The organism is Selenomonas sputigena ATCC 35185, assembly GCF_000208405.1.
Lineage (GTDB): Bacteria > Bacillota > Negativicutes > Selenomonadales > Selenomonadaceae > Selenomonas > Selenomonas sputigena.
Genome location: NC_015437.1, coordinates 850,055 through 872,767 on the forward strand (window position 1 = coordinate 850,055; position 22,713 = coordinate 872,767).

Genomic DNA, 22,713 nt, shown 5'->3' on the forward strand with positions numbered 1-22,713 from the left:
CTGTCTTCGTCATATAAAATGTCGGGTTTGCAGGTCATCCATGATATAATTCACTTGTAAGAGTTTGTGTCACGGTCAAGAGGTCTGTCAGAATAGGAGGTCTTCATGAGAAACAAGATGCAAAAACTCATCGGCGGTCTTTTCGCGGCGGCCTGGATTGCCTCTCTGCCGCTGATCGTGCACGCGGATGCTGTCATTCTGCACACGAATGACGTGCATTGCGGTGTCGCAAAGAACATCCATATCGCTGCTGTCACGCGGTACAAGCACGACTTGCAGAAGGAAAATCCAGAGGTCATCCTCGTCGATGCGGGCGATGCGGTGCAAGGAGAGCCGCTCGGCAGCCTCTCGCGCGGTGCGGCGATCATCCGCATCATGAACCGTGCCGACTACGATTTCGCCATCCCCGGCAACCACGAGTACGATTTTGGCATGGATCGCTTCCTGGAGCTTGCATCGCAGCTCAAGTGCGGCTACTATAGCTGCAACTTCATCGACAAGAGGACGAATCAGCCTGTATTCAAGACACATAAGATCGTCACGCTCGATGGCAAAAGAATCGCATTAATCGGCGTGACGACACCGGAAACGATTGTTTCGTCGTCGCCGAAGGAGTTTCAGGATGAGAATGGCAAGTTCGTCTACAGCTTCCTCGAAGATGAGGACGGCTCGAAGCTCTATGAGGGGATTCAGAAGGCGGTCGATGAAGCGCGCGCAGAGGGTGCTCAGTACGTCATGCTCGTCGCCCATCTGGGCACGACGGGCGCCGTTCCTGTTTGGTCGAGCGGCGCTGTGGCTGCGCATACGAGAGGGATCGACGTCATCATCGACGGACATTCGCATGAGCAGTACACGCGCGTCGACAAGAACAAGGACGGCAAGGACGTCCTCGTCGAGCAGACGGGCACGAAGCTTGCGAGCGTCGGCAAGATCACCGTCCATGACGACGGCACGATCACGGGCGAACTCGTCAAGGGGCTGACGGCGGTCGATGCCGATGTCAAGCGGCTTGTAGATGAGGAACTCGCGCAGGTGGAGAGGCAGCTTGCCAAGCCTGTCGGCACGACGACCGTTGACCTCGTGACCGATGTCGACGGTGAATACCGCGTGCGCAGCGGTGAGACGAATCTCGGCGATTTTGTTGCAGATGCATTTCGCGCCTCGGTTCATGCTGATGTGGCGCTCGTCAATGGCGGCGGTTTTCGTGAGCCGATTTCGACAGGAAAAGTGACGTATAAGACGCTCGCAGCGCTGTTCCCCTTTACGAACAACCTTGTCGTCAGAAGTGTCACGGGGCAGCAGCTTCTTGATGCGCTCGAAATGGGGGCGGCAAAGTATCCCGAAGAATCCGGCGGCTTTTTCCATGTTTCAGGACTTACCTATACCATCGACGCGCGTGTGCCGTCGTCGGTGGTTCAAAATGAGCAGGGCGGTTTTGTTCGTGTCGATGGAGCTTATCGCGTCAAGGATGTCATGGTCGGCGGCGTGCCGCTCGACTTGACGGAGGATTATACGGTCGTCAGCAATTCCTACATCATGAGGAACGGCGGCAACGGCATGACGATGTTCGACGGCACGCCGCTGCTGCGTGACACGGCGTTCTCCGACATCGACGCGATTGCCGACTACGTCAAAGAGCAGGGCGGCATCGTCGGCAAGGGCTACGAGAATCCTGCCGGCGCGGGGCGCATCACGATCCTTGAGTGAAGAAGAAAGAATAGAAAACGTCGCTTTTCAAGGACTGCCGTACGGAATGTGCGGCAGTTTTCTTTTGTGTGCGCGTCCTTCCCGGTGGCGCGGTGCGCTTCTCTGTGATATACTATAGGAATCGTTGCATTTATCCGTGCTTCCTATCGTGCAGGGAAGGGAAAGGGGCGTTGGTCTTGTCAGAAAAGCGAAGCGGCATGTGGTGCGGCGCAATTCTTTTCTTTTTGTGCGGCTTGTTCTTCTGCTGCTCCCATACGGCGTCGGCGGGCCGCGTGATCGACTTTCAGGGTGCAGGGAAGGCGCAGAGGGAGGCGGCGTCCAAAGAGGTGAAGCAGGAGAAAGCGCACGCATCTTTGCAGGAGATTCGCGTGGGGCTGCTCCTCGGGCAGAAGAGCGTGCTCATCTCGTCGGACGCTGGATTTTCCATCGTCGAGGACGGAAGCAGCAAGGTGCTGACGACGATCGCGCCGAATGCCGCCATCAAGCTGGAGGGCGGCGGGGCGGGAATCTTCCTCGATGGCAAGCGCCTCTCCGGCGCATCCCTGCGCCTTGTGCCGCAGCGTGCCGAGGGCGTCTTTCAAATTGGTGCCGGGCATTATCGCGGCAGTTTCTTCGTGCGCGTCGAGAGCAAGGGGCTTGACCTCATCGAGCAGCTTTCTCTTGACGACTATGTGAACGGCGTGCTCGCCGAGGAGATGCCCGCTTCGTGGCATATAGAAGCCTTGAAGGCGCAGGCGGTGGCGGCGCGAACCTATGCCCTTCGCAGCAAGGGACGCCATCGGTCGGAAGGTTACGACGTCTGCGCGACGACACATTGCCAAGTCTACGGCGGCGTCGATGCGGAAACGCCCGCGACGCGTGCGGCGGTCGCGCAGACGGCGAATCAGGTACTCCTTTACGCGGGAAAGCCGGCGGAAACGCTGTTTCACAGTGATTCGGGCGGCATGACGGAAAGCCGCGAGGCGCTTTGGGGCGCGGGTGTGCCGTATCTCGTTCCCGTCAAGGAGGATGTGCAAAGGACAAGCCCGTGGCAGGTGATCTTGTCGGAAACGGATTTCCTCAGGAAGCTCGCCGCCGCAGGCAAGGAGGTGGGAAGCTTGAAGAAGATCGGGCTTTCCCCGCTCGTCATCGGCAGGGGCGACGCCTACCGCACGCCTTCGGGACGCGTTTCGCACATGACGATCGAAGGCTCGAAACGAATTGTGGAGCTGACGGGAAGCGAGATGCGCTCCCTCTTTGGACTCAAAAGCACGCTCTTCGACGTGAAGCGGGAAAAGGGGCAGATCGTGATCGCCGGTTTCGGCAGCGGTCATGGCCTGGGACTGTCACAGCATGGCGCAGAGAGGCTTGCGGGCCGCATGAAGTATGACGCTATTCTGGCACATTATTATCCAGGAACGAAGTTGGAGATTCAACCGTGAGGAGAAGCGGAAAATATGCTGCTCAAGGATTTTGATTATGAACTGCCGGAGGAACGGATCGCGCAGAAGCCGATCGAGCCGCGCAACGCATCGCGGCTCATGGTGCTCGACCCGGTGGCGAAGACGATAGAGCACCGTCATTTCTACGACTTGGGCGAGTTCCTCGCGCCAGGCGACGCCTTGATTCTGAACGATACGCGCGTCCTTCCCGCGCGTCTCTATGGCAGGCGCGAGCCGACGGGCGCGCATATCGAGGTGTTTTTGCTGCGCCGCCTCGACAAGGATTCGTGGGAGACCTTGGTGCGCCCTGGCAAGAAGGCGCAGGTTGGACAGGTCATCCGCTTTTCCGACGAACTTTGTGCTGAGGTCATGGCGCATACGGATTTCGGCGGGCGCATCGTGAAGTTCCGCTATGAAGGCGTATTCGAGGAAATCCTCGATCGCTTGGGCGAAACGCCTCTGCCTCCCTACATCCATGAGAGATTGGAGGACAAGGAGCGCTACCAGACGGTCTACTGCCGTGAGGAAGGTTCGGCGGCTGCGCCGACGGCGGGTCTGCACTTCACGAGGGAGCAGCTTGCCGAACTCAAGGCGCAGGGCGTCCATATCGGCTTCGTCACGCTCCACGTCGGACTCGGAACGTTTCGCCCCGTGAACGTGGAAAAGATCGAAGAGCACAAGATGCACAGCGAGTATTACCAACTGCCCGAGGAGACGGCGGAGCTGATTCGCCGCACGAAGGCGGCGGGCGGCCGTGTCATCGCCGTCGGCACGACATCGATCCGCACGTTGGAATCGGCGGCTGAGGCGCAAGGCGTCATTTCAGCGAAGAGCGGCTGGACGGACATCTTCATCTATCCGGGCTATCGCTTCAAGATCGTCGATGCCCTTGTGACGAATTTCCACCTGCCGAAGTCGACGCTGCTCATGCTCATCAGCGCTTTCGCGGGGAGAGAGTTCGTACTGCACGCCTACGAGGAAGCGGTGCGCGAAAAGTATCGCTTCTTCTCCTTCGGCGATGCGATGTTTTTAAGGAAACGCGGATAAAATGAAGTTGCCCAGATTTGCACAGATGCGCTGCGCCTATCGAGGAGACAAACCGCAGGCGTAGCAGTGCTACGTCGAGGATTTGTCGACGATGAGAGGACAGCGTAGATGTGCGAAGATGGGCGGCGGAATTTATCTGTGGTTCCTGAACATGCCGTGCCGAAAGCGTTGCGAAAGAGGAGGCGACTTTTTGACAGCCATTACCTATGAATTGATAAAGAAGGATGAGGCGACGGGAGCACGCGCCGGCATTCTGCACACGCCGCACGGCAGTTTTCCGACGCCGATCTTCATGCCCGTGGGCACGCAGGCGTCCGTCAAGGGCGTTTCGCCTGACGAACTCAAAGAGCTTGGTGCGGGCGTGATCCTGTCCAATACGTATCACCTTTTCCTGCGCCCGGGCATGGATCTCGTGCGAGAGGCGGGCGGACTTCATCGCTTCATGAACTGGGACGGCGCAATCCTGACGGACAGCGGCGGTTTCCAGGTATTCAGTCTCGGCGACTTGCGAAAGATCACCGAAGACGGCGTGACCTTCCGCTCGCATATCGACGGCTCGAAGAAATTCCTTTCGCCCGAAGTTTCGATGGAGGTGCAGATGGCGCTCGGCTCGGACATCGTCATGGCGTTCGACGAGTGCGTGCCTTATCCCGCCGACTACGAATATGCGAAGACTTCGACGGAGCGCACGACGCGCTGGGCCAAGCGCTGCAAGGATGCGATGACGAGCGAGAGTCAAGGGCTCTTCGGCATCGTGCAGGGCGGCATGTATAAGGATTTGCGCGAAAAGAGCGTGGCCGATCTCGTGGAGCTTGATTTTCCCGGCTATGCCGTCGGAGGTCTGAGCGTCGGCGAGCCTAAGGAACTCATGTACGAGATGCTCGGACTCACCGTGCATCTTCTGCCCGAGGACAAGCCGCGCTATCTGATGGGCGTCGGCACGCCCGATTATCTCCTCGAAGGCGTCATGTACGGCATTGACATGTTTGACTGCGTATTTCCGACGCGCGTAGCACGAAACGGCATGGCGATGACGCATGAAGGCCGGCTCGTGATGAAGAATGCCGCTTACACGCGCGATTTTTCCGTCCTCGAAGAGGGCTGCGGCTGCTACGCCTGCCGAAACGGCTACACGCGCGCCTACATCCGACATCTCGTTCGCGCCGAGGAAATCTTCGGCCTGCGCCTCCTGACGCTGCATAATCTTTATTTCCTGCAGGCGTTTATGCGTGAGATGCGCGAGGCGATTCTCGCCGATGCGTTCAGTGATTTTCGCGCAAAATTTCTCGCGCGTTATCAGAAGTAAGGAATTTTCCCCGCAATAAAGGGAAACGGCGAGATGCGTCGAAAGAAATGAACTGTGAGGTTTTTGGGGAAGAGCTGAATCTGTCAGTGATTCCTTGACTAGGAGGAATACCATGGATGCAAATATGATGAATGCCCTTTATACATACGGCCCTTTGATCTTCATGGTGCTCGTCATCTATTTTTTGATCATCCGGCCGCAGCGCAAGGAGCAGAAGCGCCGCAAGGAGATGCTCGACGGACTCAGGCGCGGCAATAGCGTCGTGACGATCGGCGGCATTTACGGCACGCTGACCGAGGTGCACGATACGATGGTCAAGATGAAGATCGCCGAGCATGTGGAGATCGAGGTGTCGCGTGCGTCCATCCATGCGAATGTCACGGATGGCGGGGCGCAGGAGAAATCCTGACGCATGACAGCCGAGGAGATTTTGCAGGCGAAGAAGCGCCTGCGGCAAGAGGCCTTGAAGCGGCGCGGCAGCCTTTTGGCGCAGACGAACCGGATGTTCAGCGAGGCCATAGAAGCGAGACTGATGTCGCTCGACGTTTGCCGCGAGGCTCGGACAGTCTTCGCCTTCGCTGCGATGTCGGACGAGGTGCAGCTCTACAGCTTCATGGAAAAGGCGCTGGCCGAGGGAAAGCGCGTCGCCGTGCCGCTTATCGTCGGCAAGGGCGTGATGGAAGCGGTGCGCGTGCGGGCGCTTTCCGACCTCGTGCCGGGAGCGTTTGACATCCCGACCGTGCGTGAAGAGCGGCGCGAGATCGTCGCTCCAAAGAGCCTTGACTGCGTGCTCGTGCCTGGTGCGGCATTTTCGCGCGACGGGGCGCGGCTCGGCCTTGGCGCGGGCTTCTATGATCGCTTCTTGGGCGAGAAGGCGCCGCAGGCGCAGCGAATCGCCGTGGCATTTTCTTGTCAGATCATGGACGAGGTTCCCCGAGAGGCGCATGACGTCATGATGCACGCGATTGTTACGGAGAACGAAACTATACTTTGCAGGTGAGAAGCATTGATGAAGATAAAAGTGGGCATGGCGAAGATCAACAAATACGCGATGCAGCATTGCGGCGACAGCTTCGATATCATTGAGCGGCCTTACGGCGGACTTTCCGCCGTCATTGCCGACGGGCAGGGAAACGGGCTGGCGGCGCACCATACGAGCAGCTGGGTCGTGAACAAGGCGGCTTCACTCATCGCTGACGGCGCACGCGACGGCGCTGTCGCACGCGCCGTGCACGACTACCTCTACGCGATGAAGGACAAGAAGGTGTCGTGCACGCTGACGCTCCTGAGCGCCGATTTGGAATCGGAAACGGTCGTCATCAGCCGCAATTCCAACTGTCCGACGATTGTCAAGACGGACGAGTACCTGACGATCTACGACGATGAGGTTTCGCCGATCGGCGTCAACCGCCACATGAAGCCCCTCGTCTATGAACTGCCGTTCGCCCCGGGCATGATCGTCGTCTCTTTCACGGACGGCATCGCGCACGCGGGAAAGAAGTACGACGGCGCGTCGATGGATATGAAGAAGATCCTTGCCATCATCGAGGACAATGCGCCCGAGGACTGCGACTTCATCGCCAAGAGCATCTTGGAATACGCGCTCTCCTTGGACAAGGACAAGGCGGGAGACGATATGACGGTCGTCGTCATGGGCATAGCGGAAGCCACAGCCGATGCGCCGAAGATCGAGCAGCTTTCCGCTTCGTATCCGTTCTAGTCGTAGCCGTTCCGGTAGTAGCCGGTCCGGTAGAATGAAGCCATTGCGCTTCCAAGGGAGAAAGCTATGCGAATTGCTGTTGTCGGCGTCTGTGCGTCGGGCAAGACGACGCTCGTGCAGGGACTGAAGGATGCGGGCTTTGACGCATACAACGTGGCGCAGGAGCATTCGTGCATCCGCGCTTTTTGGAACAAGCACCGTCCCGACATCCTCGTGATGATCGATGCGACGCTTCCTGCAATCAAGAAGCGCCGCCGCGTCTCGTGGACCGAGGAGCGTCTTGTCGTGCAGCACGAGCGATTGCGTGACGCGCGGGAACATGCTGATCTCTATCTGCAGACGGACGATCTTTCGGCGGCGGAGGTCTTGGAGATGGTCGTCGCATTCCTGCGTGAAAAAGGGGCTTGAACCGTGTCTTTTGCGCCTTGCGCTTGAGTGCGGAAGAATAATATGTATCAGAGGAGATGGGAAAATTTGAGACAGGACGCTTTACTGAAGCTCATCGCGGTCATCGCGGTGATCGTCGGCGTTTTTTTCGCCTTCGTCTCGCCGTTGGCAAATTCCATACGCCAAGGCCTTGACCTGCAGGGCGGCACGCATGTCGTGCTCGAAGCGGTCGATACGCCGGAAGCGCAGGTCAACGACGATGCGATGCAGCGCGTCGTCAAAATCATGGAGAAGCGCGTCAACGAGCTTGGCCTGACCGAGCCGCTGATCCAGCGCCAAGGCGAGCGCCGCATCATCATCGAATTGCCGGGCATCAAAGATCCCGATTCTGCCATTAAGACGATCGGCAAGACGGCGATGCTCGAATTCAAGGACGAGGATGGAAATACCGTCATGACGGGCACGGACCTGAAGAACGCGCAGGACGCCCGCAACCAGCAGAATCAATATGTGGTCAACTTGGAGTTTTCCGACGAGGGCGCGAAGAAGTTCGCCGATCTGACGACGAAGAACGTCGGCCGCCGCATCGCCATCCTGCTCGACGGAGAAGTCTTGACGAACCCGAATGTGCGCGAGCCGATCACGGGCGGCAGAGCTGAGATTACGGGACAGGAGAGTCAGGAAGAGGCGCATCGCATCGCGATGCTTCTGAGAAGCGGCGCACTTCCTGTCAAGGTCAATATCATCGAGACGCGCACGGTCGGGCCGACGCTCGGACAGGACTCGAAGGACAAGAGCGAGTTCGCTTTTGTCATCGGTATTTCCGCCGTCCTCGTGTTCATGATTCTCTTCTATCGCCTTTCGGGTCTCATCGCCGATCTCAGCCTCATGGCCTACGTCATCCTGCTGCTCTTCCTCTTGAAGATGCTCGATGCGACCTTGACGCTGCCGGGCGTCGCGGGCATCATCCTGTCCATCGGCATGGCGGTCGATGCGAACGTGCTGATCTTCGAGCACTTCAAGGAAGAATTCCGCTTGGGCAAGACGCTGCGCCTTTCGATGGAGGCGGGCTTCAAGCGCGCTTTCACGACGATCTTCGATTCAAACATCACGACGATCATCGCGGCGCTCGTGCTGTTCTTCTTCGGCACGGGAACGATCAAGGGCTTTGCCATCACGCTCGGACTCGGCGTCGTGCTCAGCATGCTGACGGCGATCACGCTCACGCAGTACATGCTGAAGCTCCTCATCGCCTCGAATATTTGCAAGAATCCCGCCGTCTACGGTGCGACGGGATTGACTGGCGGAAGCGGGGTGAAGAAAGATGCATAAGTTCGACATTGTAAAGCGCACGAAGATTTGGTTCATCCTCTCCCTGTGCGTCATTCTGCCCGGCATTTTCAGCATGTGCACGCAGGGTTTCAACCTCGGCATCGACTTCACGGGCGGCACGATCATCGAGCTGCGCTTCCAGAAGGAAGTGACCTTGGCGGATGTGCGCGGCGTCCTGCGCGAGTACGGGCTCGACAACAGCACGATCCAGTTCTCGGGCGACGCGGCGAATGCTGAAGCTGCGCCCACGGTCATGGTGCGAAGCGTCGACCTTGAGGAAGAGGAGCGCAAGGCCGTCATGGCGTCGCTCAAGCAGCAGCTCGGCGACTACGATGTGCTACGAGAGGAGAAAGTCGGCGCGACGATGGGCGCCGAGCTTATCATGAACGCCCTTTGGGCGCTCGCGCTCTCGTGGGTCATGATCGTGCTCTACGTCTCGTACCGCTTCGAGTTCAGGTTCGGCATTTCCTCCATCTTGGCGCTGGTTCACGACATCCTCATCGTCCTGAGCGTCTTCTCCTTGACACAGCGGCCGATTGATTCTTCGTTCGTCGCGGCGCTTCTGACGATTGTCGGCTACTCGATCAACGATACCATCGTCATCTTCGACCGCATCCGCGAGAATCTGAAGCTGCACTTTAGGCGCGGCGGCGACATCAACGAGCTTGTCAATACGAGCATCTATCAGACGCTGACGCGCTCGATTTACACGGTATGCACCGTGCTCTTCACGACGTTCGCGCTCTACTGGTTCGGCGGCGATACGACGAAGGACTTCTCGTTCGCTCTTCTCGTCGGTTTCTTTGCCGGCTGCTATTCGTCCATCTTCATTGCAAGCCCCATCTGGGTCGTCCTGCGCAATTTCTCGGAGAAGCGCCGCAGGGCGGGCAGTGCGGCTGCAGCGAAGTGATCGTTGTTCATAATTTGCGCGGCGGAACGCCAAGCTGATGAAAGGGCTGTGCACAGGCTGAAAGGTCTGTGCAGCAGCCCCTTTTATGTAGGTTGCTCCATCGGCGACAGATGGGAGGAGGACAATGGAGAAAGAATGGTCGCTCTTGCCTGATACATCGGCGAGAGCTGTGGAATTTTCCCAGCGCATCGGCACGACGCCCTTCACGGCGGCGCTTCTTCTGCATCGCGGCATCACATCGGACGAAGAGGCGCGGGCGTTCCTTCATCCGGAAAAGCAGCCGTTTCACGATCCGTTCTTGATGAGGGATATGGAAAAGGCCGTCTCGCGCATAGAGCAGGCGATCGAAGCGCAGGAGCGCATCGTCGTCTATGGCGATTACGACGTCGACGGCATCACGGCGACCTCGCTTCTCTGCCGCAATCTGCGTCAGCTCGGCGCGGCTGCAGACTACTTCATTCCGCATCGTCAGAAGGACGGCTACGGGCTGCACAAGGAAACGCTCGATGAGATCATCGCTGGGGGCGCCAGGCTCATCGTCACGGTGGACTGCGGCATCTCCGCCGTCGAGGAGGCGGCAGCGGCAAAAGACAAGGTCGATCTCATCATCACCGATCACCACCTGCCGGGCAAGGAACTGCCCAAAGCCCTCGCCGTCATCGATCCGCATCGTGCAGACTGCTCATATCCCGACAAGAACATCGCGGGCGTGGGCGTGGCGTTCAAGCTCTGCCAAGCGCTTTGGCAGAAAATGCGCGGCAAGGCCTTCACGGGCGATCTTGACATCGTCGCCCTGGGCACGGTCGCCGACGTTGTGCCGCTCCTCGGGGAAAATCGGAAGATCGTGCAGCAAGGTCTGCGCGTCTTGAAGAAATCGAAGCGTCCGGGTATTCAGGCGCTTCTCGCTGTGACGGAACTCCAAGAGAAGGAGATCACGGCCGGACATATCGGCTTCGTGCTCGCGCCGCGGCTCAATGCGGCGGGACGCCTGGCGTCCGCGCTGCGCGGCGTCGAATTGCTCCTGACGGAGGACGGGGAGGAAGCGCAGGCGATTGCGGAGGAGCTTGATGCGGCGAATCGCGAGCGTCAGGCCGTGGAGCAGGAGATCCTGCAGGTGGCAGAAAAACAGATCGAGGAGATTGACGTCAAGCGAGCGCATGTGCTCGTGCTTCATGGAGAAGGCTGGCATCCCGGCGTCATCGGCATCGTGGCCTCGCGCATCGTCGAGCGCTATTACCGTCCGACGGTCATCATCGCGGAAGAAGACGGCATCGGCAAGGGATCGTGCCGCAGCATACGCGGCTTCCACATGTTTGAAGCTCTTTCTGCCTGCGGGGAGCATCTTCTGGGCTTTGGCGGCCACGCACAGGCGGCGGGGCTTTCGCTTCGCTCGGCGGACGTCGCTTCCTTCCGTGAGGCTATGGAGGCTTATGCGGCAAAGGTGCTGACGGAAGAGGATTTCGTGCCGATTCTCGACATCGAGCTGGAACTTGCACCCGAGAAGATTACGGAGCAGCTGATGACGGAGATCAAGCTTTTGGAGCCGTACGGCATGGGAAATCCCAAGCCGCTCTTTTCGACGCACGGCGTTCGCGGCAGTTATGCGCGGCAGATCGGCAAGGAGGGGCAGCACCTGAAGTTTGAGCTTGACGGCTTGGACGCGAGCATTGACGTTCTGGCTTGGGGCAAGGGCGAGGAGGCGCCGCTCGTCAATCGCGAGCGCATCGACATCGCGTATTTTCCCGAATACCATGTATGGCGCGAGAAGCGCTCTCTGCAGCTCATGCTTGAAGATTTTCGTCCGGCACGCGCCGAGGCGAAGCATCCCGACCGTGACGCGCTGGCCTCGGTCTATCGTTTCCTGCTCGCACGTCAAAGAGCGGGCGAAGGTCTGCCGGCAGATGCGGAAAAACTTCTGGCAGAGTATCTGCTTCATTTCCCCGTCATGGGAATCTTCACGTTTCAAAAAGCGCTGCAGATTTTCGAAGAACTCGGCATCCTGCTGCCTGACGACGGACGATATGCGTTCTGCCCGCCGCAAGAGAAGCTCGACTTGCAGAAGTCGCGCATCTTCCGTGAAGGAAATCCGCTGTGAGGCGATGCCCTTTGTTCAAGCCTTGCGCGATGGTGTATAATATATAACATGAGATTAAAGCGGGCGAGCATGGACGTTTGCCCGTAAAATGCCGAGGAAAGCCGGGTGGAGTGCAATGAGTGAAATGAATCCCGTGACGATCGATGCGATCTTGGAAGCGGTCAAGCGCTATCAGCCAAATGCGGACACCGACCTCATCCGAAGGGCGTACGAACTTGCGGACGCCGCACACAAGGGACAGAAGCGCGTTTCGGGTGAAGACTACATCATCCATCCGCTGGCTGTCGCGAAGATTTTGACGGATCTGCAGATCGACGACATCACGATCAGCGCGGCCATCCTGCATGACGTCGTGGAAGATACGACGCATACGCTCGATGAAATGCGCGAGCTTTTCGGCGATGAGGTCGCAATGCTCATCGACGGCGTGACGAAGCTCGGCAGGATCCAATATAAGTCGAAGGAAGAGCAGCAGCTCGAAAGCTATCGCAAAATGTTTCTCGCGATGGCGAAGGACATCCGCGTCATCATGATCAAGCTCGCCGACCGCCTGCACAACATGCGCACGCTCAAGTACATGCGCGAGGACAAGCAGAAGCGCATCGCGCGGGAGACCATCGAGATCTACGCGCCGCTCGCGAACCGCCTCGGCATATCGAATGTCAAGTGGGAGCTTGAGGATCTGTGCCTGCGCTATCTCGATCCCAAGGCGTACTACGATCTCGTCGAGAGCGTCAAGCAGAAGCGGCAGGAGCGGCAGGCGTTCATCGACGAGGCGCACGAGCAAATCGTGGAAAAGCTCGAAGAAGCGCATATAACGGCGGAAATCCAGGGACGTGCCAAGCATTTCTACAGCATCTACAAGAAGATGAAGCGCGATCAGAAGGACATCAGCGAGATCTACGACCTGTCGGCTCTGCGCGTGCTCGTCGACTCCGTCAAGGACTGCTACGGCGTGCTCGGCATCATCCATGCGATGTGGAAGCCGCTGCCCGGCCGCTTCAAAGACTACATTGCCATGCCGAAGTCGAACGGCTACCAGTCCCTGCACACGACCGTGATCTGCCGCGGCTATCCGCTTGAGATTCAGATCCGCACGTTTGCCATGCACAAGGTTTCAGAGTACGGTGTTGCCGCGCATTGGAAGTACAAGGAAGCGGGAAAGAGCGTCGGCGCGACGCGCGAGTACGATCAGAAAATGTCGTGGCTGCGTCAGATGGTCAGCCTGCAGCATGAGTTGGACGATCCGCGCGAATACTTCGAGGCTCTGAAGGTCGACGTCTTTTCCGACGAGGTCTTCGTCTTCACCCCTAAGGGCGATGTCGTCGATCTGCCCAAAGGATCGATTCCCATAGATTTCGCCTACCGCATCCACACGGAAGTCGGGCATCACTGCGTGGGCGCCAAGGTCAACAGCAAGATCGTGCCGCTCGAATACAAGCTGAAGAACGGCGACATCGTTTCCATCATTACGAATAAATCGAACAACGGGCCGAGCCGCGATTGGCTCAACATCGTTGCGTCCTCGGAGACGCGCACGAAGATACGCTCGTGGTTCAAGAAGCAGCGCAAGGAAGAAAATATCGCGCGCGGCATGGACATGATGGAGAAGGAGGCCAAGCATCTCGGCTATGTACCAAAGGAGATCTTGAAACCCGAGCGCCTTGAACTTTTGGCGAAGAAGCTCAATATACCGCAGGTAAATGACCTCTTGGCATCCATCGGCTACGGCGGCATAACGCTCAACGGCATCCTAGGAAAGCTCATCGAAATGCACAAGCAGGATCTGCAGAAGGCGACGCCGCCCGATATTTCCCAAATGCTCAGCGAACTAAAGCAGCCGCTCAAGAACCGCAAGAAGAAGGCGAGCCACGGCATCCTCGTGGAAGGGGAGGGCGGCTTCCTCGTCCGTCTGGCACGCTGCTGCAATCCGATTCCAGGCGATCCGATCACGGGCTACATCACGCGCGGGCGCGGCGTTTCCGTGCATCGTTCGGACTGCCCGAATCTCTTGAACGATATGGATTTCTCGCGCGTCATCGAGGTCAACTGGGATGTCGGCCTCGACAAGGTATATACGGTGCAGATCGAGATCGTCTGCAACGATAAGACAGGCATGCTTGCCGAACTTTTCGCCCTGCCGGCCGAGATGAAGGTCAACATCAGCTCACTCACGGCGAAGACGAACAAGACGAACAGAACCTCAATCGTCAATATGGGGCTTGATGTGCGAAACTCGCAGCAGGTGGCGCAGATCATGACGAAGATCCGCCGCATGAAGGACGTCTACAGCGTATCGCGCTCTCTGGGCACGTCAGCAAAGGATGATGAATTATGAGTTTGAACATGAAGGCGCTCGTGGTAGGGGCGCTCGGCGTCAACTGCTATATTCTGCATGAGGAAGGAAGCAAAGAGGCGATAGCGATCGATCCGGGCGGCAGCGAAGAGACTGTATGGCAGCATATCCAAGAAGATGGACTGAACCTCAAGGCGATTCTCAACACACATGCCCATGCCGACCATATCGGCGCCATCGACTTTCTGCGCGAGAAAACGGGCGCGAAGCTTTATATCCATGAGGCTGATGCGCCGATGCTCCTCGATGCGCAAAAGAACTTGTCCGCCTTTATGGGCACGCCGATCATGACGCGCCCCGCCGATATTCTCTTGAAGGGCGGCGAGGTCTTGGAGATCGGCGGCATGAAGTTCACCGTGCTCCATACGCCCGGACATTCCCCGGGCGGCGTCTGCTACCTCATGGAGGATCGCGTTTTCAGCGGCGACACGCTGTTTGCTGAATCCGTCGGCAGGACGGATTTTCCCGGCTCTTCCTCCCGAGATCTCCTGACTTCCATTAAAGAAAAGCTCATGACGCTGCCCGACGAACTTGCCGTATACTGTGGGCATGGCCCGGCGACGACAATCGGGCATGAGAGAAAGTGCAATCCTTATATCAATGGCTTTGGTTTCATGTAGAAGCAAGGAGATGCGGCGTCTTGCGACTGCATTTTGCCGCTCATGGATTCCTGATCGGCAGAAGAGTAACAGGTGCAGGAGCCTGTCCTGTTCGTGTCTGATTTTATTTTACAATGAACCTTTTCTGTGAAGTTTGAACGGATTGAATAAATGTTTGTATTCTTTGATACTTTTTGCTACAATAGCTTATAAAGACTTTGAATTGACAGATACTTTCAATGTCTGCTCATTTTTCATGTAAGGACGGCGCACAATGTCCGCAAAGTGGACGTTTGTGCGTGTAGTTTACCATGAAGCCCCAAGAGGTCAAGCCGAAGGCGTAGGCCGATTGGTCAGGCTTCTGTAAGGACGGCGCACAATGTCCACAAAGTGGAAGTTTGTGCGTGTAGTTTCGCAACAAATCGTAAAGGAGTATGGTCATGGCTAAAATAACAATGGAGGATCTGAGAAAGAGGCTGCAGGAACGTCAGCATAAGATGACGCCGCAGCGGCAGATCGTTCTGCAGGTTTTCATGGATCGTCCTGGCCAGCATATCAGCGCGGAGGACGTGCACATGATCTTGCGCGCCAATCATTCGGAAATCGGCTTGGCTACTGTCTATCGCAGCTTGGAGCTTCTCGTCGAGCTGGGGCTTTTGCAGAAGATGGAGTTCGGCGACGGCTGCAGCCGCTACGAGATCTCGGATCTCAATCCTGGCGAGCATCAGCATCATCACTTGATTTGCCTGAGCTGCGGCAAGGTCACCGAGTTTTCTGAGGATCTTCTGGAGAATCTTGAGAAGAAGGTTGCCGATGAATGCGACTTCCAGATCGAGGATCATCAAGTCAAGCTGTTCGGTTACTGCAAGGAGTGCCGCAAGCATTGATTGTTCGACGTTTCTTGCTCGACCGAAAAGAGGAGGTCATCGTCAAGCTCGTGCGCGAGCTTTTGGAACTCTTCAAGATTCGGGTGTTGGATCTTGAAGAGGAGTGCGGCGAGGAACAGGCGGATTTTGCCGTATTGTCTGTGCGGCATGAAATTGCCATGGATCCTGTGCCTGCAGTTCATACGGAACTTCTTGCTGTGGAGGAGACGGGGGAGGAACGGCGCTTTTCTATAGGGGGCGCCGCAAGGCAGGGCGAAAAGGCGATGGCGGCTGTCCATCGCCTCGTCAAGCTCAACCTCTACCGTCTCTTTCGTACGCATTTCGCTATGCCTGCGGCGGCATGGGGCATCCTGCACGGCGTCCGCCCGACGAAGATCGTGCATCGCTTCATCGAGGCGGGACTTTCGCGTGAGGAGATCGTCGCACGACTCGTGGAGGACTACGAGGTTTCTTTGGAGAAGGCTTCGTACATGACGGCGATGGCGTTTCGCCAGAGACCGTTCCTGCAGACCTCGGACGAGCGGACGATCAGCGTCTATGTTGGCATACCGTTCTGCCGCTCGCGCTGCCTTTACTGCTCGTTTCCCGCCTACATCCTGCCGAATGATGAGCAGCTCAGCGCTTTTTTTGCCGCATGGGACAAGGATCTCGCGGCAGCGAAGCGCGAGATTGAGCGTCATCGCTTGAAGGTGCAGAGCATCTACATCGGCGGCGGCACGCCGACGAGTCTCAGCAATGCGGATTTCGAGCGCGTGCTTTCCCTCGTCGAGGGAGCATTTTACGGCGAGCATACGGGCGAGTTTACCGTGGAGGCGGGACGTCCCGATACGATGACGCCGGAAAAGGCGCTCTCGATGAAGGAGCATCGCGTGAGCCGCGTCAGCGTGAATCCGCAGACGATGCAGCAGCGCACATTGGAGCGCATCGGCAGGGCGCATACGCCCGAAGACATCGTCCGCATGTTCCGCCTGTTGCGCGAGACGGGAGATTTTTCCATCAATATGGACGTCATCCTCGGCCTGCCGGGGGAGACGCGCTCGGACATCGCCGATACGATGGCGAAGGTTCTCGCGCTCGCCCCTGACGACGTGACGCTTCATTCGCTCGCCTTGAAGCGCGGCTCGAAGCTTAAGATGCACTTGGAAGAATATGAGCTTCCGAATGACGCCGAGGTGCAGGCGATGTTTCGGACGGCGATGGAGCAGGTGCAGGACAAGGGTTTTTTGCCGTACTATCTCTATCGGCAGGGCTATATGAGCGGGCAGATGGAAAATGTCGGCTGTGCGCGTCCGGGCGCTGAGAGCATGTACAATATGCAGATCATGGACGAGCATCAGACGATCCTAGGCATCGGCTGCGCCGCGACGAGCAAGATCATGAATTTCCGCACGAAGAGGCTCAAGGCGTCGTTCAACGCCAAGGATTTTCATACTTATGTGCGCGATATCGACGATTATATCGCGAAGCGATCCGCTCTTTTAGCGGAGGCTTACCGAAACGAGGGGGAGGAAGAAACGTGTTGATCAACGGACCGCGCGGCACGAAGGATATTTTGCCTGATACGGTCGCACAATGGACGCATGTGGAGAAGGTGATCCGCGAGCTATGTGCGCGATATGGTTACCGTGAAATCCGCACGCCGATTTTCGAGCATACGGAGCTTTTCCTGCGCGGCATCGGCGAGACGACTGACGTCGTGGAAAAGGAGATGTACACGTTCACCGATCGCGGCGAGCGCAGCCTTACGCTGCGGCCCGAGAATACGGCGTCCGTCGTGCGCTCGTACCTGCAGAACAAGCTCTATGCCGCCGACGCTCTCGTGAAGCTCTTCTACATCGGCTCGATGTTCCGCTACGACCGGCCGCAGGCAGGGCGCTACCGCGAGTTCCACCAGTTCGGCGTGGAAGCCCTAGGCGAGGAAAACCCCGCAGTTGACGCGGAGATCATCGTGCTGGCGGTCGAGTTTCTGCGTGCGCTCGGCTTGCAGGAGCTGAAGCTGCATCTCAATTCCGTCGGCTGTCCCAAGTGCCGTCCCGTCTATCGCGAGAGGCTGCAGGAGTTCTTCCGCCCGCATCTCGAAGAGCTTTGCACGGACTGCCGCTCGCGCTTCGAGCGCAATCCGCTGCGCCTTTTGGACTGCAAGAACGAGCATTGCCATGCGCTCGCAGAAGGTGCGCCGCGCATCACGGACTGCCTTTGCGACGAGTGCCGTGTGCATTTCACTGAGGTGCAGTCGTATCTTACGGCGGCGGGCATTCCTTTCGAGCTTGATGCGAATCTCGTGCGCGGCCTCGACTACTATACGAAGACGGCATTCGAGGTCAAGTACACGCCCTTGGGAGCACAGAGCGCCGTGGCGGGCGGCGGCCGCTATGACGGGCTTGTCGAGGAGGTCGGCGGACCGCCGACGCCCGGCATCGGCTTTGCCGTGGGGCTTGAGCGCGTGCTGCTCGCCTTGGAAAAGCAGGAGCTTCTGCCCGAGGAGCTGGAAGCGGTCGACGTCTTCGTCGTCGCCTTGGGCGAGGCGGCGCAGATTCCTGCCTTCAAGCTTCTGCATGAGCTTCGCGCGGCGAAGCTCTCCGCTGCCATGGACTTCGCAGGGCGCAGCATGAAGGCGCAGATGAAGCAGGCAAACAAGAAGAACGCCCGCTTCGTGGCGATCTTAGGGGAAGATGAGGTCAAGGAGGCTTCTGCCCTCTTGAAGGATATGAAGACGAGCGAGCAGAAGAAGCTCGCTTTGAAGGATTTTGTTCCTGCATTATGTGTTGAGGTGAAGAATTGATGGAAACATTGGAAGGCATGAAGAGGACACGCCATTGCGGCGAGCTGCGTGAGGGTGATGTCGGCGCCGAGGTCGTGCTCTCGGGCTGGGTATCGAGGAGAAGGGATCACGGCGGTCTGATCTTCGTCGATATGCGCGACCGCTCGGGGTTCGTGCAGGTCGTCTACGATGAGGCGGCGATGGGCAAGGAAGCGTTCCACAAGGCGGAAACCCTGCGCAACGAGTTCGTCATCGGCGTGCGCGGCAAGGTGCGCGCGCGCTCGGAGGATACGGTCAATCCGCATATCGAGACGGGCAAGATCGAGGTCGTCTGCGAGGAGCTGCGCATCCTGAATACGGCGAAGACGCCGCCCTTCTACATCCAGGACAACATCGACGTCGACGAAACGCTGCGCCTCAAGTATCGCTATCTTGACCTGCGCCGCCCCGAGATGCAGGCGAATCTCATGCTGCGCCACCGCGTGACGAAGATCATGCGCGACTTCCTAGACCGTCATGAATTCATTGAGATTGAAACGCCGATGCTCTGCAAGAGCACGCCCGAGGGCGCACGCGACTTCCTTGTGCCGAGCCGTCTGAATCCCGGCAAGTTCTACGCACTGCCGCAGTCGCCGCAGATCTTCAAGCAGATTCTCATGGTCGCAGGCTTCGAAAAGTATTTCCAGATCGTGCGCTGCTTCCGCGATGAGGATCTGCGTGCCGATCGACAGCCCGAGTTCACGCAGCTCGATATCGAGACGTCCTTCCTCGATGAGAACGACATCTTGGAGTTGATGGAAGGGCTCGTCGCGGAGCTTTTCGACAAGACGCTCGGCATCAAGCTCGAAACCCCGTTCCTGCGCATGAAGTGGGACGAGGCGATGGAGCGATTCGGCTCAGACAAGCCCGATCTTCGCTTCGGCATGGAGCTCATGGACATCTCGGAGTACGTCAAGGGTTCGGACTTCAAGGTCTTCTCCTCCGTCCTCGAAAACGGCGGACAGGTCAAGGTCATCAACGTCGAGGACTATGCGAATATCCCGCGCCGTGAGCTGGACGGTCTCGTGCAGTATGTGCAGGGTTACGGCGCGAAGGGTCTCGCGTGGATTCAGTACACGGAAGAGGGCGTGAAATCGCCGTTCAAGAAGTTCTACGCCGATGAGGTCTTCGAGAAGATCAAGGAGGCCTGCCATGCCAAGACGGGCGATCTCCTGCTCGTCATCGCGGACAAGCCGCTCGTCGTCGCACAGGCGCTCGGCGAACTGCGCCTTGAGATGGCGCGCCGCCGCGGCCTCATCGATGCCGATGCGCTGAAATTCCTCTGGGTCACGGACTTCCCGATGTTTGAATACAACGAGGAAGAGAAGCGCTGGAAGGCCATGCACCATCCGTTCACGGCGCCGCGCCGCGAGGATGTCGAGTACTTGATGTCCGACCCCGGAAGGGTCAAGGCGAACGCTTACGACATGGTTCTGAACGGCGTCGAGATCGGCGGCGGCAGCCTGCGCATCTATCAGGGAGATTTGCAGGAGAAGGTCTTCGAGGCCATCGGGCTCACGCAGGAAGAGGCGCGTCAGAAGTTCGGCTTCATGATGGACGCCTTCGAGTACGGCACGCCGCCGCACGGCGGTATCGCTTTCGGTCTCGACCGCCTCGTCATGCTCATGGCGAAACGTCGCTCGATCCGCGACGTCATCGCGTTCCCCAAGACGCAGAGCGCTTCGGACGTGATGTCGCACGCGCCGTCCGAGGTCGACGCCAAGCAGCTGCGCGAGCTTTATGTGCGCTCGACGGCGGTCAAGAAGGAAGAGAAGAAGTAGGCAGTCAGCCGCAAGATATAAAAAATCCCCATGCAGGAGCATGGGGATTTTTTATGTTCGGCTTATTTCTTGAGCGCTTCCTTCAAGATCGCCGTGCAAGCCTGCTGCGCAACGCGCAGCACGTCGGTGTAGACCTTGTTGTAGAGCTCGCCGCCGTCGACGACGCCGCGGCCGTTCTGCGTGATGAAGAACTTCTTCGGACGATCCTCGAAGGCCTTGTCCGCTTCAGCAAATTTCGCCTCGACCAGCTTCTCCAGTTCCTGCTCTGTCAAAATAAGTCACCTCTTTCTATAATTATACCTTATATTATACATCATTTTGATTGATTGTAAAGGTGCAGTCGTCAGACGTGGAAGCGGCCGACGGTCTCTTTCAGCTCGTGGGCGAGCTGCGACAGTGTCTGGCTTGCAGCGGCGATTTCCTGCGTCGATGCGGCTTGTTCCTCCGAGACGGCGGAGACGTTTTCTGCCTCCCTGCGCACATCGTTCGAGGCGCTCTTGATTTCCTGTACGGAAGATACAGTCTGCGCGCTTCCCTGACGCACGCGCTGCGTCAACGTCTCGATGCTCGTGACGCGCTCCGAGAGTCCCTGCACGAGTTCGGCGATGCGGTCGAACTTTTTGCCCGCTTCGTTGACTTGCGTGACGCCTTCGCCGACGCGCTCCTTCTGCTGCTGCATGATGGAGAAGGTACGCTCGATCTGGGAAGAGTTTTCCGTGATGAGCGTCGTGATCTGCTGCGCTGCCGTTTCTGATTGCTCGGCGAGTTTTCGCACCTCTTCAGCAACGACGGCGAAGCCTTTGCCCGACTCGCCGGCGCGTGCGGCCTCGATGGCGGCATTCAAGGCGAGGAGATTCGTCTGGCTGGCAATCTGGGTGATCATCTCGACGATCTCGGATATGCGTTTCGATCCTTCGTAGAGAGAGTTGACGGCATCGGCGACTTCCTCCGTACTGCCATTGATGGTTTCCATTCCCTTGACAGCGACGTGAAGTCCGCTCTGGCCTTCCGTCGTCGCCTTGTGCGTTTCGGCGGCGGAGGCCGCGACGTCGTGGATGACATCGACGACTTGGTTCATTTCATCGGACATCGCATTGACAGAGTCGATGGAGCGGTCGACGATGTCATTTTGCTCCTGTGCGCTCTGGGCGATATGGGTCACGGCTTCTGCAGCGCTTTGCGAAGCGTTGGCGGATTGCCCGGCCGAAGAGGTCAGTTCCTCGGAGGATACAGCGAGCTGATCGGCGGCCTTGAGGGAGCGCTGCACGAGGTCGTGCAGGTTCTTGGACATCTTGGCAAAGCTCTGATGCAGCCGGCCGATTTCGTCTTGACGATCCGTATCGCTGAACTTATGCGACAAATTGCCCTCTGCCACTTGTTCGGCGATCTTGCCGAGTTCCGTGATCGGCGTCGCAATCGAGCGCGTGATGTAGAGGATGATGGAGATGAGCATGGCGATCGAGAGGATGATGATGACGGCGACGACCGCGCCCATCTTCATGATCGGAGCGAGAATTTCCGACTTCGGCACTTCGAGGACAAGCACCCAGCCCGTATCACCGACAGGGGCGGAGGCAAAGAGCATCGTCGTACCATCCTCGCTCCAGGAGGCGATGGTTGGTTTGCCCTTGAAGAAGGCTTTGATCGCGTCGGCGTTTTCCTTCTGGTCGAGGATCGTGTCGTCAATCGTCTTCGACTTGTGCGAGATGAAGTTGCCGTCCTCGTTGAGAAGGAAGGCGCCGCCCGTTTCTCCTACCTTGATGGCGGAGACGAAATCCTTCACGGCGTCGAGAGAGAGGTCAAAGCCCGCGACGCCAGCGACCTGACCGTTTTGGCGAAATGCCGAGCTGAAGCTCACGACGGGCTTGTGATCGGTCTTCGTCAGGTAGATCTTCGAGATCATGACCTCCTGAGAGCCTGTTGCATCCTTGTACCAGGCGCGTCCTGTCGCATCGAAGGTGGGGTCTGATGTCTTGTCCGCACCATCGATGAAGGGCTGATTCGGGAAGCCGATGAAGAAATCCCCGATGCCGTTTTTATTGGCAAAATGGTTCGCCGTCGTCTGCATGTCCTCGTGTGAGGGAAGCTTCGCATCCCAGGAGCGCGTCACAGCGGCGAGCATTTCCTTCTTGCCAATCAGCTGCCCGTTGATGTCGCTCGCATGATGGGTCGCCATTTCCATCATTTCCTGTTCCATGGAATCCATGAGGATTTCATAGACAATGCCCGCCATGACGATGAAGACTAGGAGGACAGGCGTGCCGATCAGGGCGATCATTCTTGTTTTCAAATTCATGATAGTGACTCCTTTCCGTTTTTTCCCCTGCGGTGTCTTGGATATCGGCAAAAGGATTATCTTTTGTGC

The 22,713-nt window shown here is 57.9% G+C and carries 19 protein-coding genes; 17 read left to right on the top strand and 2 right to left on the bottom strand.

Annotated elements, in window-relative coordinates:
- Positions 1 to 105: 105 nt before the first annotated feature.
- From SELSP_RS03740 to aspS, 17 genes are all read left to right on the top strand, one after another.
- A complete protein-coding gene (locus tag SELSP_RS03740) occupies positions 106 to 1,707 on the top strand; it encodes a bifunctional metallophosphatase/5'-nucleotidase (RefSeq protein ID WP_006192985.1) in 1,602 nt (533 codons plus the stop codon).
- A 176-nt stretch (positions 1,708 to 1,883) separates the two neighbouring features.
- Positions 1,884 to 3,128 (top strand): SpoIID/LytB domain-containing protein, encoded by a 1,245-nt coding sequence (locus tag SELSP_RS03745; RefSeq protein ID WP_013740682.1) that lies wholly within the window; start codon positions 1,884 to 1,886, stop codon positions 3,126 to 3,128.
- A gap of 15 nt (positions 3,129 to 3,143) precedes the next feature.
- Positions 3,144 to 4,175 (top strand): tRNA preQ1(34) S-adenosylmethionine ribosyltransferase-isomerase QueA, encoded by a 1,032-nt coding sequence (gene queA / locus SELSP_RS03750; protein WP_006192982.1) that lies wholly within the window; start codon positions 3,144 to 3,146, stop codon positions 4,173 to 4,175.
- 190 nt (positions 4,176 to 4,365) lie between these two features.
- Positions 4,366 to 5,481, top strand: a complete 1,116-nt coding sequence (gene tgt / locus SELSP_RS03755) for a tRNA guanosine(34) transglycosylase Tgt (RefSeq protein WP_013740683.1) — start codon at positions 4,366 to 4,368, stop codon at positions 5,479 to 5,481.
- 112 nt (positions 5,482 to 5,593) lie between these two features.
- Positions 5,594 to 5,890, top strand: a complete 297-nt coding sequence (yajC, locus tag SELSP_RS03760) for a preprotein translocase subunit YajC (RefSeq protein ID WP_006192980.1) — start codon at positions 5,594 to 5,596, stop codon at positions 5,888 to 5,890.
- 3 nt (positions 5,891 to 5,893) lie between these two features.
- A complete protein-coding gene (locus SELSP_RS03765) occupies positions 5,894 to 6,481 on the top strand; it encodes a 5-formyltetrahydrofolate cyclo-ligase (RefSeq protein ID WP_006192979.1) in 588 nt (195 codons plus the stop codon).
- A gap of 9 nt (positions 6,482 to 6,490) precedes the next feature.
- Positions 6,491 to 7,201 (top strand): PP2C family protein-serine/threonine phosphatase, encoded by a 711-nt coding sequence (locus SELSP_RS03770; RefSeq protein ID WP_006192978.1) that lies wholly within the window; start codon positions 6,491 to 6,493, stop codon positions 7,199 to 7,201.
- A 66-nt stretch (positions 7,202 to 7,267) separates the two neighbouring features.
- The gene (locus SELSP_RS03775; RefSeq protein ID WP_006192977.1) at positions 7,268 to 7,609 is read left to right on the top strand and encodes a hypothetical protein; all 342 of its coding nucleotides are present in this window, start codon (positions 7,268 to 7,270) and stop codon (positions 7,607 to 7,609) included.
- 42 nt (positions 7,610 to 7,651) lie between these two features.
- The gene (gene secD, locus SELSP_RS03780) at positions 7,652 to 8,920 is read left to right on the top strand and encodes a protein translocase subunit SecD (protein ID WP_006192976.1); all 1,269 of its coding nucleotides are present in this window, start codon (positions 7,652 to 7,654) and stop codon (positions 8,918 to 8,920) included.
- Positions 8,913 to 9,830: a protein translocase subunit SecF gene (gene secF, locus SELSP_RS03785; protein WP_006192975.1), complete on the top strand. Its 918-nt coding sequence runs from the start codon at positions 8,913 to 8,915 to the stop codon at positions 9,828 to 9,830. The genes secD and secF overlap by 8 nt, the downstream gene beginning before the upstream one ends.
- A 124-nt stretch (positions 9,831 to 9,954) precedes the next feature.
- A complete protein-coding gene (gene recJ, locus SELSP_RS03790; protein ID WP_006192974.1) occupies positions 9,955 to 11,925 on the top strand; it encodes a single-stranded-DNA-specific exonuclease RecJ in 1,971 nt (656 codons plus the stop codon).
- Positions 11,926 to 12,040: 115 nt separating this feature from the next.
- Entirely contained in the window at positions 12,041 to 14,263 is a 2,223-nt protein-coding gene (locus SELSP_RS03795; RefSeq protein WP_013740685.1) for a RelA/SpoT family protein, read from the top strand.
- Positions 14,260 to 14,901, top strand: a complete 642-nt coding sequence (locus SELSP_RS03800) for an MBL fold metallo-hydrolase (protein ID WP_006192972.1) — start codon at positions 14,260 to 14,262, stop codon at positions 14,899 to 14,901. Before SELSP_RS03795 ends, SELSP_RS03800 begins: the two co-directional genes overlap by 4 nt.
- A 419-nt stretch (positions 14,902 to 15,320) precedes the next feature.
- A complete protein-coding gene (locus SELSP_RS03805) occupies positions 15,321 to 15,767 on the top strand; it encodes a Fur family transcriptional regulator (protein WP_006192969.1) in 447 nt (148 codons plus the stop codon).
- Positions 15,764 to 17,290: a coproporphyrinogen dehydrogenase HemZ gene (gene hemZ / locus SELSP_RS03810; protein WP_006192968.1), complete on the top strand. Its 1,527-nt coding sequence runs from the start codon at positions 15,764 to 15,766 to the stop codon at positions 17,288 to 17,290. Before SELSP_RS03805 ends, hemZ begins: the two co-directional genes overlap by 4 nt.
- Positions 17,284 to 18,549 (top strand): histidine--tRNA ligase, encoded by a 1,266-nt coding sequence (hisS, locus tag SELSP_RS03815; protein WP_006192967.1) that lies wholly within the window; start codon positions 17,284 to 17,286, stop codon positions 18,547 to 18,549. Before hemZ ends, hisS begins: the two co-directional genes overlap by 7 nt.
- Positions 18,549 to 20,348: an aspartate--tRNA ligase gene (gene aspS / locus SELSP_RS03820; protein WP_006192966.1), complete on the top strand. Its 1,800-nt coding sequence runs from the start codon at positions 18,549 to 18,551 to the stop codon at positions 20,346 to 20,348. Before hisS ends, aspS begins: the two co-directional genes overlap by 1 nt.
- Before the next feature lie 62 nt (positions 20,349 to 20,410).
- Here the strand turns inward: aspS and SELSP_RS03825 are convergent, their stop codons facing one another.
- Together SELSP_RS03825 and SELSP_RS03830 are read right to left on the bottom strand one after the other, a co-directional pair.
- Positions 20,411 to 20,620, bottom strand: a complete 210-nt coding sequence (locus SELSP_RS03825; protein WP_006192860.1) for a hypothetical protein — start codon at positions 20,618 to 20,620, stop codon at positions 20,411 to 20,413.
- Positions 20,621 to 20,691: 71 nt separating this feature from the next.
- Positions 20,692 to 22,644, bottom strand: coding sequence for a methyl-accepting chemotaxis protein (locus tag SELSP_RS03830; protein WP_013740687.1), 1,953 nt, complete (start codon positions 22,642 to 22,644; stop codon positions 20,692 to 20,694).
- Positions 22,645 to 22,713: the final 69 nt, after the last annotated feature.

What these genes read in the sequence shown, in the direction of transcription:
- SELSP_RS03740 (WP_006192985.1), top strand. Translation starts at nt 106, where the DNA reads ATGAGAAACAAGATGCAAAAACTCATCGGCGGTCTTTTCGCGGCGGCC.
- queA (WP_006192982.1), top strand. Translation starts at nt 3,144, where the DNA reads ATGCTGCTCAAGGATTTTGATTATGAACTGCCGGAGGAACGGATCGCG.
- yajC (WP_006192980.1), top strand. Translation starts at nt 5,594, where the DNA reads ATGGATGCAAATATGATGAATGCCCTTTATACATACGGCCCTTTGATC.
- SELSP_RS03765 (WP_006192979.1), top strand. Translation starts at nt 5,894, where the DNA reads ATGACAGCCGAGGAGATTTTGCAGGCGAAGAAGCGCCTGCGGCAAGAG.
- SELSP_RS03770 (WP_006192978.1), top strand. Translation starts at nt 6,491, where the DNA reads ATGAAGATAAAAGTGGGCATGGCGAAGATCAACAAATACGCGATGCAG.
- SELSP_RS03775 (WP_006192977.1), top strand. Translation starts at nt 7,268, where the DNA reads ATGCGAATTGCTGTTGTCGGCGTCTGTGCGTCGGGCAAGACGACGCTC.
- secD (WP_006192976.1), top strand. Translation starts at nt 7,652, where the DNA reads ATGTATCAGAGGAGATGGGAAAATTTGAGACAGGACGCTTTACTGAAG.
- secF (WP_006192975.1), top strand. Translation starts at nt 8,913, where the DNA reads ATGCATAAGTTCGACATTGTAAAGCGCACGAAGATTTGGTTCATCCTC.
- recJ (WP_006192974.1), top strand. Translation starts at nt 9,955, where the DNA reads ATGGAGAAAGAATGGTCGCTCTTGCCTGATACATCGGCGAGAGCTGTG.
- SELSP_RS03795 (WP_013740685.1), top strand. Translation starts at nt 12,041, where the DNA reads ATGAGTGAAATGAATCCCGTGACGATCGATGCGATCTTGGAAGCGGTC.
- SELSP_RS03800 (WP_006192972.1), top strand. Translation starts at nt 14,260, where the DNA reads ATGAGTTTGAACATGAAGGCGCTCGTGGTAGGGGCGCTCGGCGTCAAC.
- SELSP_RS03805 (WP_006192969.1), top strand. Translation starts at nt 15,321, where the DNA reads ATGGCTAAAATAACAATGGAGGATCTGAGAAAGAGGCTGCAGGAACGT.
- aspS (WP_006192966.1), top strand. Translation starts at nt 18,549, where the DNA reads ATGGAAACATTGGAAGGCATGAAGAGGACACGCCATTGCGGCGAGCTG.
- SELSP_RS03830 (WP_013740687.1), bottom strand. Translation starts at nt 22,644, where the DNA reads ATGAATTTGAAAACAAGAATGATCGCCCTGATCGGCACGCCTGTCCTC.